Below are 15,867 nucleotides of genomic sequence, written 5' to 3'. Positions count from 1 at the left end.
ATGAGCATTGCGGCCGACCGGACCACCACCCCGCCCGCCGCTGCGGCAACTCGGAGGCAATCTGCCTTCGAGGGGTCCCGGCTCCGCGGACCCGCTTTGGCGTTGATCCTGCCACTGCTGCTGCTGGCGGCCTGGCACCTGGCAACGACAGGCGAGGGCTATAGTCTCATTCCCCCGCCCTCGGCGGTGGCGATCGCCTTCTATGACCTGGCCGTCGGGGGCGTGCGCAATGACCTGTTCAGCGGCACGCTGCTGAATCACGTCATTGCCTCGGTGTCCCGTGTCTATGGTGGCTTCTTCCTCGCCGTCATCGTCGCGCTGCCGCTTGGGCTGATGATCGGCCGCATCCCGACGGTACGGCAGATGTTCGACCCCATGCTGCAGATCCTGCGGCCGATACCAGTGACAGCCTGGCTGCCCCTAGCCATGATCATTTTCGGTATCGGGCCGACCTCGGCAATCTTCCTCGTCTTCCTAGGCGCCTTCTATCCGATCCTGATCAATACCGTGTTCGGCGTGCGCTCCGTCGAGTTGCGGCTGTTCGAGGCGGCCAGCATGCTCGGCTGCACCCCATCGGCCCAATTCACCAAGGTGGTGCTGCCGGCGGCTCTGCCGGCGATCTTCACCGGCCTGCGCCTGGGGCTCGGCTTTGCCTGGATGATCATCGTCATCGGCGAAATGACCGGTGTCTCGGTCGGACTGGGCGCCATCATCATGGAAGCGCGCCAGCTGTCGCGCACTGAGATCGTCATCTGCGGCATGATTGCGATCGGCGTGGCCGGTTTTATTTCCGACCGCATCATCCTGATGATCGGCCGCAAGCTTTTGTCCTGGAGTCCCAACCATGTCTAGCGCGACCCCTCCCATTCTTTCGCTGCGCAATGTCGGCAAGACCTTTGACGTGCAGGGCCGTCGCATCGAGGCGCTGCGGGACGCCAATCTGGACGTGATGCGCGGCGAGTTCGTCTGCCTCATCGGGGCCTCGGGCTGCGGCAAGTCGACCCTGCTGCGCATCGTGGCCGGCTTTGAGAGCGCCACCAGCGGCGAGGCGCTGATGTGGGGCAGGCCGATCAAGGGGCCGGACCCCACGCGCGGCATGGTGTTCCAGGATTATGGGCTGTTTCCCTGGCTCACGGTGCGCGACAATATCGGCTTCGGTCCCGCCTCGCGCGGCCGGCCCAGAAAGGAAATCAAGGAGACTGTCGATCATTTCATCGATCTGGTCGGGCTCGCCCGCTTTGCCGATGTCTATCCGCACCAGTTGTCGGGTGGCATGAAGCAGCGCGTGGCCATCGCCCGCGTGCTGGCCAATCAGGCCGAAATGGTGCTGATGGACGAGCCCTTCGGGGCGCTGGACGCCATGACGCGTGAACGGCTGCAGGACGAACTGCTTGAGCTGTGGGAGCGCACCAAGCTGACGGTGCTGTTCGTGACCCACTCCATCGAGGAGGCCATCGTGCTGTCCAACCGGGTCATCGTTATGAGCGCCGGGCCAGGCCGCATCGACAGCGACATCGCCATAGACCTGCAACGCCCCCGCGACGTTGCCGGAGCCGAGTTCAACGCCTTGCGCCGCTCGCTGGCGGGCAACCTGCATAGCCACCACGCCAAGGTTGCGGCGTGACCTCGAGCAGAACGGCATTGCAGGCGGCGCCACCGCTATGGCGGGACATGGACAGAGCCGAACTGGACCGCGCCTATGACAATACCGGCGCGGTCAGCACCAGTGCGGCGATGCTGGCGGACTGGACCCGGCGGAGTGTAGCGCTTCAGGCCCGGCTGCCCGAGCTGATTGGCCTGCCCTACGGTCCGCGCCAGCGCAATAGAATGGACGTCTTCCGCTCCGGCGCTGCCCATGCGCCGCTGCTGGTCTTCATCCATGGCGGCTATTGGCAGCGCAATTCCAAGGATGTGTTTTCCTGTATGGCCGAAGGCGTATTGGCGGCGGGCATCGATGTGGCGGTGCCCGGCTATACGCTGGCGCCGGCCGCGGGCCTCGGCCAGATCATGGACGAAATTGCCGCGGCGCTTGCCTGGCTGCGCCAGGAAGGCCCGGCCCGGGGCCTTGCGACCGGACGGTTGATCGTCTCGGGATGGTCGGCCGGCGGGCAACTGGCAGCGAGCGCCATGGCGCTGCCGCAGGTCGATGCGGGACTGGCCATTTCGGGCATATTCGATCTGGAGCCGATCCGGCTGGGCACGCTCAATGACAAACTGGGCCTGACCCCTGCCGAGGTGCAGCAGCTGAGCCCCGTCCACACCATCCCGTCGCGGGCAGGGCGGCTGGTGATGGCCTATGGCACGGCTGAATTGCCCGAGCTGCAGCGCCAATCGGTTGATTACGCGCAGGCCTGGCATTCGGCGGGCCATAACGGCACTCTGCTGCCCGTGGCAGGGGACGACCACTTCTCCATACTGGAGCAACTGGCGCAACCTGGTGGCGCCCTTGCCAAACAGGTGGTCAAGTTGGCCAGACGGGCCTGATAGGGCGCGGACTGCATGAAACGAAGGACGGAACTTTGACTAATGCCAGTTTGCCGCGCGTCCATGTGATCGTCCTGGGCGGCACCATCACCATGATGCCCGAGCCACAGGGCGGGATCGTGCCGGCGCTGGACGGGGCCATGCTGATCGCCGCGGTGCCGCGGCTGCCCGATATTGCCGCGATCACCGTGGAGACGCCGTTTCTGGTGCCGGGCGCGTCGCTGAGCTTTGCCCAGCTGCGGCAGGTGTCGCAGCTCATTGCTGCGGCCATTGCCTCGGGCGCGCAGGGCGTGGTGGTGGTCCAGGGCACCGACACGATCGATGAAACCGCCTTTTTGCTGGGTCTGGCACATTCCGCAGACGCGCCGCTAGTAATCACGGGGGCCATGCGCGGCGCCGCTGCGCCGGGTGCTGACGGCCCGGCAAACCTGCTCGCCGCAATCAGCGTTGCCGCCGCCGAGACGGCCCGGAGACTGGGCGCCCTGGTGGTGCTCAACGACGAAATCCACGCCGCCGCGCTGGTTGAAAAATCGCACAAGGGCCTGCCATCGGCCTTTACCAGCCCCTCGGCTGGACCGCTCGGCGCGGTGATCGAAGAGCACGTGCGCATCCTGCTCCGACCGCAGCGCCCTGATGCGCTCGGCGTGATGCCGGAATTGGCGCGGGTCGCGATGCTCAAGCCGGGCCTGGGCGATGAGGGCGATCTCATCGAGGCGGTCGCCGCGCTTGGCTATGGCGGCCTCGTTGTCGAGGGCATGGGCGCTGGGCATGTGCCGGCGGCGCTGCTGCCAGGCTTGGCAGTGCTACCAGCGACCCTGCCCATCGTACTGGCGTCGCGCGTGCCGGCCGGTCCGGTTTTCGAGAACACCTATGGCTTTGCCGGTTCCGAGCGCGACCTGATCGCCCGGGGGCTCATTCCCGCCGGCCTGCTCAGTGCCCCCAAGGCGCGACTGTTGTTGGCTTTCCTTGTGGCGCAGGGGCGCGACCGCGCCGCCGTCGCCCAAATTTTCCGCCACTATGCCTGAGACCAAAGCCATGACCGAACCTGTCATCGACCCCGCCATCATCCGTGGCCGCCTCGACTATTCCCCCATCGTAGACCGGCCCAAGCTGCGCCTGCCCAGGGGGGAGCGCATCGCCGTCTGGACCATTGTCAATGTCGAGAACTGGTCGCCCGCCGACCCCATGCCGCGGGCGGTGCTGCCGCCACCCATGGGACAGCCGCTGCTGCCCGATGTGCCGAACTGGGCCTGGCATGAATATGGCATGCGGGTGGGCTTCTGGCGGCTTCTTGAGGTGCTGGGCAGGCGCAATCTGCGCGCCAGCTTTGCCGTCAACGGTTCGGCCTGCACTGTCTACGAAGCAGCCTGCCGCGCCGCGCATGCAGCGGGCTGGGATTTCATCGGCCACGGCTTCGTGCAGCGGCCGATGCACCGCGTCGAAGACCAGGCCAAGGCCATCAGCGACACCATTGCGGCGATCACGGCCTTGACCGGCGCGCCGCCGCGCGGTTGGGAAAGTCCGGGGCTGACCGAAACCCTCGACACGCTCGATCTGCTGGCGGACGCGGGCATCGAATATGTCTGTGACTGGTGCCTCGATGATCAGCCCGTGACGCTCAAGACCACATCGGGCCCAATTACCTCGGTGCCCTACACAGTCGAGATCAACGATGTGGTTATGTCCGCGGTGCAGGGGCACCGCTCCGACGAGATCTACAAACGCGGCGTCGACCAGTTCGACCGGCTCTATCTCGAGGGAAGCGAGAATCCAAGGGTGATGGCCATTTCCATCCACCCCTATCTGACCGGGGCGCCGCACCGCATCAAATATCTCGAGATGCTCTACGACTATATTCTCGGCCACGAGGGGGTGGCGATGCTGACGGGCTCAGAAATTCTCGACTGGTTCAAGACCCAAAATACAAGCGACCAATTACCTTAGGGGTCACAGGCAGGTACCTCGCGCACTTAGCGCTATCGCCCGCAGTTCGACGCCGGAGTAACTGACGTGACTGTCAGATATTCCCTCAGTTGAGACGAAAGCAGCCATTCCGCTTCCGGCCCCATATCTGCCGTACGCAGATCCAGCCCAACTTATCTCGACCAAAACCAACAATGGTGCCTGCCCCAGATCTTGACCATTGGCCACCAGCATGGTCCAAGTGGCCAAGTTGGCCACTGGCAGCATCAATGCTTTCAGTGACTTACGGGTAACATCGACTTTTGCTGGGAATCCAGGTTCCCCAGCCAGTCCCTCAGCAAAACTGTTTGTTCCCGGCAAGTTAGCGCCGGCGCCGCCGGCCCAATTGTGTGGATTACCCCAGTTTGGCCACCGAACTGCCATCGGACACGATTCGGTTTGCGGATTTGCAGGGGAGCAATGTTCGCAGCCAAAGCTGTCGTTCCGGTCAGTTGGGGAGCCTGCATCGACATGCGCACCGGACACTACACGCGCCTGAAAGGTCGCGTGACCTACTTCCGCCGGAAGGTACCTAAGTTCCTCCAGGTAAGGCTTGCATCTACAGAGATCTGTTACAGACTTGGGGTCATCTTCAGCCTGCCCCCCATAAAACCCAGAAAGCTGCCAGGGAGGACCGGCAGCTTTGATCGCGTACTTGGAGAAGAGCACCTCCGGATCGGAGCGGACTTCTAGCCTAAAGCAAGCCCCGGTCAGACGCCCTGGTAGACCCAGCGATTAGTTGGAGTGAAGCCAACGCTCATCTGCCTCGGTGTTTGCAGTCCACCATCATCTCCCGATCATCCTGCTGTGGTTCAAAAGTCCGCTGCACGGCTCGGCCTGGCTGCGCTATCTGGGGTTCCTTGCCTTCACCGGCGCCTCCTCCAGGATCGGGCTTTCAAGCGGTGCGAACTACGCAGTAACCATTCACGAGGACGCCGGAGCGCACGTTTTTGAGAGAGGGTTCCATTCGGAGCGGGGAAGGCTAGGCTTGAGGGGTTAAGCAGCTGCCGGGCGCCTCCTGCGCCCGCTCAACGGGAGTGTCCCGGGGTGAAGCGACGACCGGTTTATATCGGATCGAACAAGGCGCGCACGGGCCAGCAGCCGGGCCCTGCTATGGCCACACGCCCGCTTCCCCATGCAGCTACGCCTGTTGCCCAAGAACCTAGCTTCTCCCACCGCGCGCGCCAGCACCTGCACCGGATCTACAACCAGCATCAAGGCAAGGTGCTGGTGCTGTCCTCGGTGCTCCTCGCCCTCTTGCTGGCGGGGCTTTACGAAGTGTTGCGTCCCCCCGGCCAGAACCTGAGCCAGGGCGACATCAACGACGCCGTGAACTTCGCCCTCGACGAGCGGGGACGGCCTCCTTCTATCGCTTCCCAGGCTTATGCTGCCATCATCCCGTCGGTGGTGCGGGTCAATGGCTATGATCCGGCTGCGGGTGAAGAACCGGGGGCGCCTGCCCAAGGCAGGGGGCCGCCGGCAGCCGAACTGCCCCAATCGGGGGAGATCGAAGAAGATTTCCATGAAGAGTTCACCGCCGTCGGCAGCGGCGTCGTCATCGACGGCCAGGGCACCATCCTGACCAATTTGCATGTGGTGCGCGCCGCCAAGCGGCTGCGGGTGTCGTTCTTTGATGGCACCGAAGCCGATGCCACGATCATTGGCGCCCGACCCGAACTCGACCTTGCCATCATCCGCCCCAGCGTGCTGCCCGATGACCTGCTCCCGGCAACGCTTGGCTCGAGCAGCAGTCTGCGCCCGGGGGACGATGTTGTGGCTGTCGGCTTTCCTTTCGGCATCGGGCCTTCCGCCTCGGCCGGCGTAGTGTCGGGCCTGCTGCGCATGCTCGAGCGGGAAGGCGAAAGCACAATGCGCAACCTGATCCAGTTCGATGCCGCCGCTAATCCCGGCAATTCGGGCGGCCCGCTGGTCAATGCCGATGGCGAGGTCGTCGGCATCGTCACCGCCATCCTCAATCCCTCGGGGCTGCGCACTTTTGCCGGCATCGCCTTTGCCGCCACCATCGAGGAAGCCGGGGGCGCCGTCGAAGAGTCACCGCTTTAGCCAGGAACGGAAGCACCCATGGACGATCCAATCGAGACCCCGACGCCAGCCGCTTCCCTGATGGAGCAGGTGCTCTATGAAGTCAAAAAGGTCGTGGTCGGGCAGGACCACTTCCTTGAGCGCGTGTTGATCGCCCTTCTGGCCAAGGGCCACCTCCTGGTCGAGGGGGTCCCGGGCCTCGCCAAGACACTGACGGTCAACACCCTGGCCCATGCGATCCAGGGGCAGTTCAAGCGCATCCAGTTCACGCCCGACCTGGTGCCTGCGGACCTGGTCGGCACCCGCATCTACAACAACAAGGATGGCGAGTTCACCACCTCGCTGGGGCCGGTGTTCTGCAATCTGCTGCTCGCGGACGAAATCAACCGGGCCCCCGCCAAGGTGCAGAGTGCCCTTCTCGAAGTGATGCAGGAACGGCAGGTCACCATTGCCGGCCAAAGCCACCGGGTGCCCGAGCCCTTCGTCGTGATGGCGACGCAAAACCCCATCGAAACGGAAGGAACCTACCCGCTGCCCGAAGCGCAGGTGGACCGCTTCATGATGAAGGTGCTGGTCGGCTATCCCTCCGAGGAAGAAGAATTCGTGATCGTCTCGCGCGTAACCGGGGTGATGCAGACCGTGGCTAAAGTGGCGACCACCGAGCAACTCATTGCCCTTCAGGCGCGGGCGCGGCAGCTTTACGTCGATCCGACGCTGATCCAGTTCGTGGTGCGGCTGGTTGCAGCCACCCGCAACCCCGAACTGGTCGGGCTCAAGGACCTGCAGCGCCTGATCACCTATGGCGCGAGCCCGCGGGCCAGCATCAACATGATTGAAGCCGGACGAGCGCTCGCCTTCCTGAGGGGCCGCGAGTATGTCTTGCCCCAGGATGTGATCGACGTGGCGGCCGATGTCATGCGCCACCGCATTGTCCTGTCCTATGAAGCGCTCTCGGAATCCATCGGTCCCGACGGGATCATCAACCAGATCCTTCGGGCCGTCCCGGCACCCGAACAACCCCTGCAAACCCATGCCCGCCTCGCCTCGGCAAGCTGAAGCGCTGCTCCAGCGCGTGGAATGGACCGTGGTGCGCCGCCTCGATGGCGCATTGCAGGGCAATTACCGCACGCTGTTCCGCGGCGCCGGCCTCGACTTCGCGGATTTGCGCGAATACCAAGCCCACGACGATTTCCGCCACATCGATTGGAATGTCACCGCGCGTACCCAGGTCCCCCATGTGCGCATCTTCCACGAGGATCGCGAGGTGACCGCCTGGTTTCTCCTCGATCTCAGCCCCTCGGTGGATTTCGGCTCGGGCGACACCAACAAGCGGCAGGTACTGGCCGAATTCACAGCCGCGCTCGCGCGGATATTCGTGCATCACGGCAACAAGGTGGGCGCCATTCTGTTTGATGGCGTCGACGAGCTCATCGTTCCCGCCCGCGGCGGCCGCCGCCATCTGCTGCATCTGATCGACAAGGTGCTCAGCCATCCCCGGCGCCTGCGCGCACCCCAGACCAATCTTGGTGGCTTTTTCCACCGCGCCGGCTCGGCGCTCAAACGCCGGTCCATCGTCTTTGCCGTATCTGACTTTGTGTCGCTTCCCGGCTGGCAATCCTCTCTTGGCGCGCTCGCGCGCCGCCACGAAGCCGTTGCCGTCCGGCTGGTCGATCCCCTCGAACAGGCACTGCCCGATCTGGGTTTGCTGGCCATTGAAGACGCCGAAACGGGCGAGCAGTTGCTCGTCGACACGGGCGACCGGACCTTCAGGGATCGGTTCAGCGCGCTGGCCAGGCAATGGGAAGAAGAGATCGTCGCCGGCTTCACCCAGGCTGGTGTCGATGCGCTTGAACTCTCGACGGCCGACGATCTGGCCGACGCGATCCTCAGATTCGTCACCATGCGCCGGATCAGCGCCAGTGGCGCCATAGCAGGAGCAACGGCATGACCTTTCTCTGGCCCGATATGCTCTGGTTGTTGCTGCTCCTGCCGCTGCTGGTGGGCGCCTATGTCTGGATCCTGCGCCGCCGCAAGAAAACGGCCCTGCGCTATGCCAATCTACCGCTCATCCGGCAGGCGCTCGGCAAGGGGCCCGGCTGGCGCCGCCATGTGCCACCGGCGCTGTTGCTGCTTGCCGTTGGCGTGCTGGTGCTGGCCGTGGCGCGCCCGGCGGCGGTGGTTACTCTGCCCAGTTCCCGCTCCACGGTGATCCTGGCGATTGACACCTCCGGCTCCATGCGCGCCACTGATATGTCGCCCTCGCGCATTGCTGCCGCGCAGGAAGCGGCCAAGGCCTTCATCACCAGCCAGCCCATGGATGTGGAGATCGGCATCGTGGCCTTTGCCGCTTCTGCCGTCCTGATGCAGGCGCCCACGCTCGACCGGGAACTGCTCACGGCCGCCGTCGATGGCTTTGACCTGCGGCGCGGCACTGCCGTTGGCGCGGGCGTGATCACGGCGCTTTCCACCATCTTTCCCGACCGCTCCTTTGAGATCGAAGGCTATGATCCGCGCGATCAGCTGGGGATGCGAAGCGGTGGCGTGGCGCCCCAGACCGGCCGTTCGCTGGACAATGCCGAGCCGGAGCCAGAACAGGCCGAGCATGTGCCGGTGGAGCCGGGATCCTACCAGAATGCGGTCATCATCCTGCTGACGGACGGCGCGACGACAACCGGCCCCGATCCCCTCGCGGCGGGCAAACTGGCAGCGGATCACGGCGTGCGGATCTATACGGTAGGCTTTGGCTCGACCGGCGGCGAAGTGGTCGATTTCGGCGGCCGCTTCATGCGCGCCATGCTCGATGCACCAACCCTGCAGGCCATCGCCGCTACCACGGAAGGTGAATATTTCGAAGCGCAGTCCGCCGAGGACTTGTCGGAGGTTTACGGAACGCTGGCGACCCGCCTGATCGAGGAAAAAAAGCTCACCGAAATCGCTTTCCTCTTCGCCGGCCTCGGCGCCCTCCTCACCCTCGCCGCCGCTGGCCTGTCCATGCTCTGGCTTGGGCGCATAGCCTGATCTTTGGCGCGAGCTCTGCGGGCAAAGCTTGGGGTCCCGAGTGTGTGGTCGGGGCGCCCTCGCTCGTGATGGAGCGCGGCACCATCGTTGAGCAGGGCACACATGATGAGCTGCTGGCCAAGGAAGCCGCCTACGCCAAGTTCTACAACGCCCAGTTCCCGGCGCAACCTATAGATTAGTCGATAGTTCGCCACTGGCGCGCCCGATTAGCGTAACAAGGCGACGTTCGCCTGCTGGGAACGTCTTACGGAACCGTACCGAAAGGGACCACGTAAGCTTTGCCATAACCCTTGCAGTCGAGCTGGCTTAGCAGCCTGTATGCTGTGGACCCACTCCCTGCCCTTGTGCCTCACGGCCTGCATCGACAGGAACGGGATGGAAGGGAGACGGGCAGCTTTTGGCAGATCAAAGTAGAAAGCAGTTGTTCATCGATCCTTGGAGGCCGCGTGCCTTGCACAGCCCGGAAGATCGCGCCAAAATGGCATAATGGAGACGAACGCGCCGAAAGTCAGACCTGCCGAGCGAAAGGATTTTCCCGCCCTTTTCGAACTGTACCAACATCTTATACCGGACCATGAGAAACCGGCACTGACATTGGCGCACGATGTCTTCGAGCAGTTCCACGCATATATTGGTGTAGTTCTTCTCCTGGGTGTTCACCGCACGCAATCGTCACCCGTCAATGGCCACCATGCTGCCGCCCACCAGGCCAAGAGCGCGGCAGACGGCAACAAAGCGCTGACGCGCCATCTGGATCGCGCTGGCATTGTCATGGCGGAAGCCAGCTATGGTCTTGAAGTCTGGCGCCAGCTTGCCGGTCAAACACATCACCTCGATATTGCGGCCGGCCTCGCGCTCCAACTTCCGGCTCGAGGTCAGCTGATGCAGATATTTATAGACGTAAAGCTTGAGCATCGTGCCCGGCGCGTAACCGGGTCTGCCGGGTCTGCCGGTCGCTGCTGGTTGCACGCGCTCGAAGCCGAGTTCGGCCAGATCGAGTTCATCGACGAAAGCATCGATGATGCGAATCGAATTGTCAGGAGCGACATAATCCTCTAGGCAGGCCGGCAGAAAGCTCGCTGGTCACGGTCTTCAAGGAAACGTCCCATCTGGCCCCCCGAAGCAGTGCCAGATCATAGCATCATCAGGAGTATTCACACAGCGTCGGGGCGGCACCTACCGCTGGTGACGTCACCAGAATCGTTTCTCTCACGGCCGCTTCGGCCGAAGAAGAAATTTACCAAGGCGCCAGCTGAGCGCCCTCGATTTTACTGAGACCGTTCGGAGAAGCTGAGGCTCCAACCGGGGTCGGCACCGTAGGAGACGTCGGGTACCCAGCGGAAGGTGCCGACGAACCATTCGCGGGCGGCCCAGAAGTTGTCCGGGGTCTTCATCGCGGGGACGCCGTGGTAGAGGAATGCAACAGCGGCACCTGCGTTGGTGGCCTCCGAAGGGCTGCCATGGGGCAGGACAAAGGTGTGGTGACCGACGCCCTTTGCTTCTCTGGCCAGGGTTCCGTTTTCGGCGAGGGTCTCCGGGTTTGCGCCGAACAGGCATCCGGCGGGCTCTTCCCAAGTGTGGGGGTCAAGTGGGTTGCCGTGGGCCTTGAGGCGCAGATCGGAAATACAGTAATCGGCTCCCCAAGAGCCGTTGGCCGAATAGACGATGTGCAGCTGACCAGCCGGATCAATGATGGGTTGCGGGCCTTCGTTGATCGAGGGAGTGTCGCCGGCAATGTTCTCGTAAGCTCGATCTGGTGAGGAGATCGTTGCTCGAGGGGATTGCACTTGGCCCCGTTCACTCATCGGCGCCAGAAAGATGTCTTGCTGCACATCGGTGTCACCTTGCCAGCCCGACCAGACGTAGTAATTGGCGCCCCCATAGGCGAACGGCAGGCCGTCAATCGACCATCTATCCTCCGGGAGCGCGATCTCGACCGCATGGCTGTAGCCAGCGAAGGGGTCGCTAGATCGGATGACAAACATGCGATGGTCGCTGCCGATCCCGGCGGCGAAGTGCACTTCGTATTGGCCGCCCCAGAAGACCATTTCCGGAGCCCAGACTTCACCGAGACGTTCACGATCACTCCAGATGCGCACTGGTTTTGCTTCCGCGAGTGCGGCAAGACTGGGCGCGGTGCGCACCAGCAGGGTGCGGCCAGCACGCGACTCGACCGAGACGAAACCGTCTTCGGTTCGAATGACGCTGGGGTCGGCGCCATTAATGCCCAAGGGATATGAAGAGACGGACGCGGTAAGGCCCCACACCATGACCGATGCCGTTAGGGATCGCTTGAGTGTCACTATAAGCTCCAGCCGGCGGGTAGCAGGTTTGTTTGGGCCAAACCTGAACTGATCACGATGATAGGTTTTTGCTAGCCGAAGCCTACCCCCTTTGACCAAAATCCTAAAAGCTGCCGTTCCGGTTGGCAGCTAAGGATCGGCACTTGGCGGAAAGGCCAGGCCGGCCACCAGCAGTGTTGCAACCAACAGCGATCTGCGCACCGCGATGCCGGTGGGCGAATTTCCCATCCAGCATCGTTGCATCGGCAAGACGTTCCGGCCAGCGCAGGACCAGCATGAACCCGGCATCAGCCTAGTCTTGCGCGAGGGCAGTATCTGGCAGGGCCGGTCTTTCCTGGGCTCTGTGCGACGGAGCGGCGGGCGTTCCGGGCGGGCTCATCCATGATCTGTCGACTTCCAACGGGTGCCTACCGTCGGCCGCTGCACCACGTCGGCCCTCAATAGCTCTTCAATTAAGCGACTATGGGATTGACTGCGAAAACTTTGCGCTGATTACTATCGTCAGTGTTGGCGAGCGACCGCAGAGTTGCCGCCGCGCGTTCGGGCCCCGCCCGGCAGAGGAGAAACCATGTCCGATATTGTCCTCAACGAGGTCAGCAAGTCCTTTGGGGCGGTGAACATCCTCGAAAGGGTGTCCATGCACATCCACTCGGGCGAGTTCATCGTCTTTCTGGGACCATCTGGCTGCGGCAAGTCCACCTTGCTGCGCATGATTGCGGGCCTTGAATCTGTCAACAAGGGCGAGATCTTCATTGGCGGCCAGCGGGTCGACCAGCTGCCACCCAATGAGCGCGGCGTCGCCATGGTGTTCCAGAACTATGCGCTTTATCCGCACATGACCGTGCGGGACAACATGTCCTTCGGACTGCAGAACATCGGCGCGCCCCGGGATGAGATCACCCGCCGCGTGGACGACGCCGCGCGCATGCTGGAAATCACGCCATTGCTGGATCGCAAGCCGGCCCAGCTCTCGGGCGGGCAGCGCCAGCGCGTCGCCATTGGCCGCGCCATCGTGCGCGATCCCAAGGCCTTCCTGCTCGACGAGCCGCTCTCGAACCTTGATGCCGGGCTGCGCGTGCGCACGCGCCTCGAACTCGCGCAGCTGCACAATCGCATCAAGGCCACGATGATCTTTGTCACCCACGACCAGACCGAAGCCATGACCCTGGCGACGCGGATCGTCGTCATGAACAATCGCGGGATCGAGCAGATCGGCTCGCCCATGGAGGTGTATTCGCGACCCGCCACCCGGTTTGTCGCCAGCTTTGTCGGCTCCCCCGCCATGAACTTTCTTCCCGTGAGCGCCCTCAGCGATCAGGGGGGACGCGCCAGCGTCAGCTTTGGCGGGCAGAACAGGCTCGATACGGCCGTTCCCATGAGCGGCCTTGCCGGACAGCAATACACGCTCGGCATCCGGGCGGAATCGGCTCGCATCACCGGTGAGCAAGGGGGCATCGAGGCCGTGGTGGACGTGGTGGAGCGCCTGGGAGAGCGCACGCTGGTTTATGCGCGCCTTGCCGACGGTGCACCCATCGTCGCGGAAGACGAAGGCCTCAGCCGGGTCAATGCCGGCGACAAGGTCCGCATCGCCCTCGACGGCGGTTCCGCCATTTTGTTTGACGAGACCGGAAAGGCTTTTCACGCCGCTGCCTGAGGAGGAGGCGGTCAATTTGGGGCGCGGGCTGCGCTGCAGCATCGGCGCCCCGAAACAAGAATTCAGCACCGCCTGGCGGTGATCTGAACGCAGGCGCGGCCCGCTTCGCCGGCGAGCTGTAAGGCCAAAAATGGCGCTGGGTTGAAACCCAAGGGAGGTTGCAAGTGAAGAATCTATTGAAGATCGCAATGCTGTCGACAGCGCTGCTGTCGGTTGGCGCTGTCCAGGCGCAGGAACCCGTCGTGTGGTGGGACTTCCTGGCCGGCGGCGACGGCGTGCGCATGAAGTCGCTGATCGAGCGGTTCAACGAGGAACATGCCGGCGAGATCACCATCGAGCCCACCACCCTGGAATGGGGCACCCCGTTCTACTCCAAGGTGCAGACCTCCGCGGCCGTTGGCGAAGGCCCGGACGTGATGACCTATCATCTCTCGCGCGTGCCGCTCGGGGCGGAATCGGGCGCTGTGGCGGAGCTGAGCACCGAAGATCTCGCCAGCGTCGGGCTCACCGCCGACGCATTCCAGGCTGCCAACTGGGAGGCCGGCCAGGCCGATGGCAAGCAATATGCCGTGCCTTTCGACATCCACTCCATCATCCTTTACTACAACAAGGACAAGCTGGCTGAAGCGGGCCTCTTGGGCGAAGACGGCAAGCCGATCGGGCTTGATGGCGTCGAGAACTTCACCGCGGCACTCGAGAAGCTTAAGCCCGGCTCGCAATATGCCGTTTCGCTGCAGACCTCGGGCGACGGCACGCCATGGCGCGTGTTTTATTCCCTGTTTGGCCAGCAGGACGGCGTGTTCCTGGCCGAAGACGGCACTTTCTTCCCTGAGGACAGCATCCCAAAAGCCGTCGAGGCGGTCGAGACCATGGCTGGCTGGGTCGAGGGCGGCTATGCACCGGCGCTGACCGAATATGAAGGCTCGGTGGCCCTGTTCACCACCGGGGATGCGGCTCTCCATATCAACGGCGTGTGGGAAGTGCCGACCCTGACCGACCTTGCCGCCAAGGGTGAGCTCGGCTTTGAATGGGGCGCCGTGGCCCTGCCGACCTTCTTTGACCACCCCGCCACCTGGGCTGACTCGCACGCCTTTGCCATCCCCAACAATGTCGGCAAGGAAATGACGCCCGAAAAGAAGGCGGCCGTGCTCGAAGTCATCTCCTGGATGAACGAGAACTCGCTCGCCTGGGCCGATGCCGGTCACATCCCGGCCTTCAACGCGACGCGCGAAAGCGAAGAATTCAAGACCATGGAGCCCAATGCGACCTATTCGATCCTGGCCGAAACGGCCGTGTTCGATCCCAGGTCGACCCTGGCTGGCGTGGCATCGCCCGTTTACGACGCCGTTGCCAACTATATCAGCCCCGCCATGAACGGTGAAATGGACGCGCAGGACGCCATCGACGAGATGAAGGCGGACCTGCAGGACCAGGCCGAATAAGCCATCAAGACCCATGGTCCGGCGGCCCGAGCCGCCGGATCACCTCCTAGGGTGAGAGCACGATGATCAGGAACCAACACCGCGAATGGACGATCGCTTTTCTTCTCGTCCTGCCGTTCTTGCTGACATACGGCGTGTTGTTCCTGTGGCCGACCATCCAGATGGTGCAGCTCAGCTTCACTGACGCGCCGCTGATTGGGCCCGGCGAATGGGTGGGCCTGGAAAACTACTTCGAGATGTTCGATGACCGGCGCTTTTGGACAGCGTTCAACAACACGGCCTATTTCGTTGTCCTGACGGTCATTCCCAACACCTTGATCGGGCTGGCGATCGCCATGATGGTGTCGCGCCTCAAGGGCTGGCAGCAGAGCCTGATCCTGGCCATGTTCTTTTTGCCCTATATCCTGCCGGTTTCGGTGGTCTACCGGATCTGGAACTGGATGTTCAACGTGCAGTTCGGCATCCTGCAATATCCCATCAGTGCCATTGCGGGGGAGCGCATCAACGTGTTCCGCACCCAATGGATGTTCATGCCGGCCGTGGCGCTGGTGACCATTTGGTGGACCTGCGGGTTCAATATCCTGCTGTTCCTGGCGGGGCTACGCTCTATTTCGAGCGACATCTACGAGGCTGCCGCGCTCGACAACGCCAATCGCTGGACGATTTTCCGCAAGATCACCTGGCCGCTGATCTGGCCCGTGACCGCGCTGGTGTTGACCATTCAGCTGATCCTGCAGCTCAAGATCTTCGATCAGGTCTATCTGTTCGTGCAGGGCGGGCGACCCGATCCATCCATGGTGATGGTGCAGTATATCTACACCCAGGCCTTTCAGAAAAATCAGGGTGGCTATGCCGCGGCCATTTCAGTGGCGCTGTTCGTGATCGTTATCGTGTTTTCCGCCCTGCAGTTCCGGGTGCTGCGGATCCGAGGTGAAAAATGACCATCGCACAGCAACAGGCG

15 protein-coding genes are annotated in these 15,867 nt (G+C 63.1%); 13 read left to right on the top strand and 2 right to left on the bottom strand.

Features of this window, described 5'->3' with window-relative positions:
• The 10 genes from AC3YOG_RS18890 (at position 1) to AC3YOG_RS18845 (ending at position 9,686) form a co-directional block, all read left to right on the top strand.
• Positions 1 to 852 (top strand): ABC transporter permease, encoded by an 852-nt coding sequence (locus tag AC3YOG_RS18890; RefSeq protein ID WP_489936200.1) that lies wholly within the window; start codon positions 1 to 3, stop codon positions 850 to 852.
• Entirely contained in the window at positions 845 to 1,624 is a 780-nt protein-coding gene (locus AC3YOG_RS18885; protein ID WP_127753295.1) for an ABC transporter ATP-binding protein, read from the top strand. The genes AC3YOG_RS18890 and AC3YOG_RS18885 overlap by 8 nt, the downstream gene beginning before the upstream one ends.
• Before the next feature lie 47 nt (positions 1,625 to 1,671).
• Positions 1,672 to 2,484: an alpha/beta hydrolase gene (locus AC3YOG_RS18880; RefSeq protein ID WP_489936199.1), complete on the top strand. Its 813-nt coding sequence runs from the start codon at positions 1,672 to 1,674 to the stop codon at positions 2,482 to 2,484.
• 35 nt (positions 2,485 to 2,519) lie between these two features.
• Positions 2,520 to 3,509 carry an asparaginase gene (locus AC3YOG_RS18875; RefSeq protein ID WP_489936198.1) on the top strand — a complete coding sequence of 330 codons (990 nt, stop codon included), beginning with the start codon at positions 2,520 to 2,522 and terminating at the stop codon, positions 3,507 to 3,509.
• Positions 3,510 to 3,519: 10 nt separating this feature from the next.
• Positions 3,520 to 4,428, top strand: a complete 909-nt coding sequence (locus AC3YOG_RS18870) for a polysaccharide deacetylase family protein (protein ID WP_489936197.1) — start codon at positions 3,520 to 3,522, stop codon at positions 4,426 to 4,428.
• Positions 4,429 to 5,559: 1,131 nt separating this feature from the next.
• Complete coding sequence (locus AC3YOG_RS18865) at positions 5,560 to 6,510, top strand: S1C family serine protease (RefSeq protein ID WP_489936196.1); 951 nt, start codon at positions 5,560 to 5,562, stop codon at positions 6,508 to 6,510.
• 18 nt (positions 6,511 to 6,528) lie between these two features.
• Positions 6,529 to 7,545, top strand: coding sequence for an AAA family ATPase (locus AC3YOG_RS18860; RefSeq protein WP_248305142.1), 1,017 nt, complete (start codon positions 6,529 to 6,531; stop codon positions 7,543 to 7,545).
• The gene (locus AC3YOG_RS18855; RefSeq protein ID WP_489936195.1) at positions 7,520 to 8,437 is read left to right on the top strand and encodes a DUF58 domain-containing protein; all 918 of its coding nucleotides are present in this window, start codon (positions 7,520 to 7,522) and stop codon (positions 8,435 to 8,437) included. Before AC3YOG_RS18860 ends, AC3YOG_RS18855 begins: the two co-directional genes overlap by 26 nt.
• Positions 8,434 to 9,507: a VWA domain-containing protein gene (locus tag AC3YOG_RS18850; RefSeq protein ID WP_489936194.1), complete on the top strand. Its 1,074-nt coding sequence runs from the start codon at positions 8,434 to 8,436 to the stop codon at positions 9,505 to 9,507. The genes AC3YOG_RS18855 and AC3YOG_RS18850 overlap by 4 nt, the downstream gene beginning before the upstream one ends.
• Before the next feature lie 44 nt (positions 9,508 to 9,551).
• The gene (locus tag AC3YOG_RS18845; protein WP_489936193.1) at positions 9,552 to 9,686 is read left to right on the top strand and encodes a hypothetical protein; all 135 of its coding nucleotides are present in this window, start codon (positions 9,552 to 9,554) and stop codon (positions 9,684 to 9,686) included.
• Between the two features lie 493 nt (positions 9,687 to 10,179).
• Here the strand turns inward: AC3YOG_RS18845 and AC3YOG_RS18840 are convergent, their stop codons facing one another.
• Entirely contained in the window at positions 10,180 to 10,527 is a 348-nt protein-coding gene (locus AC3YOG_RS18840; protein ID WP_489936251.1) for a transposase, read from the bottom strand.
• Positions 10,528 to 10,775: 248 nt separating this feature from the next.
• Positions 10,776 to 11,810, bottom strand: coding sequence for a family 43 glycosylhydrolase (locus AC3YOG_RS18835; protein ID WP_489936192.1), 1,035 nt, complete (start codon positions 11,808 to 11,810; stop codon positions 10,776 to 10,778).
• A gap of 568 nt (positions 11,811 to 12,378) precedes the next feature.
• On the opposite strand from AC3YOG_RS18835, the gene AC3YOG_RS18830 reads away from it, so the two are divergent.
• From AC3YOG_RS18830 to AC3YOG_RS18820, 3 genes are all read left to right on the top strand, one after another.
• Entirely contained in the window at positions 12,379 to 13,464 is a 1,086-nt protein-coding gene (locus AC3YOG_RS18830) for an ABC transporter ATP-binding protein (protein WP_489936191.1), read from the top strand.
• 164 nt (positions 13,465 to 13,628) lie between these two features.
• Positions 13,629 to 14,906: a type 2 periplasmic-binding domain-containing protein gene (locus AC3YOG_RS18825; protein ID WP_489936190.1), complete on the top strand. Its 1,278-nt coding sequence runs from the start codon at positions 13,629 to 13,631 to the stop codon at positions 14,904 to 14,906.
• A 62-nt stretch (positions 14,907 to 14,968) separates the two neighbouring features.
• Positions 14,969 to 15,847: a carbohydrate ABC transporter permease gene (locus tag AC3YOG_RS18820; RefSeq protein WP_489936189.1), complete on the top strand. Its 879-nt coding sequence runs from the start codon at positions 14,969 to 14,971 to the stop codon at positions 15,845 to 15,847.
• The last annotated feature ends 20 nt before the right edge of the window (positions 15,848 to 15,867 follow it).

The sequence above is a fragment of the Devosia sp. Z6_126 genome (genome assembly GCF_058133495.1).
The sequence above is the reverse complement of the archived record's forward strand: the minus strand, read 5'-3'. Positions and strand labels throughout refer to the sequence as shown.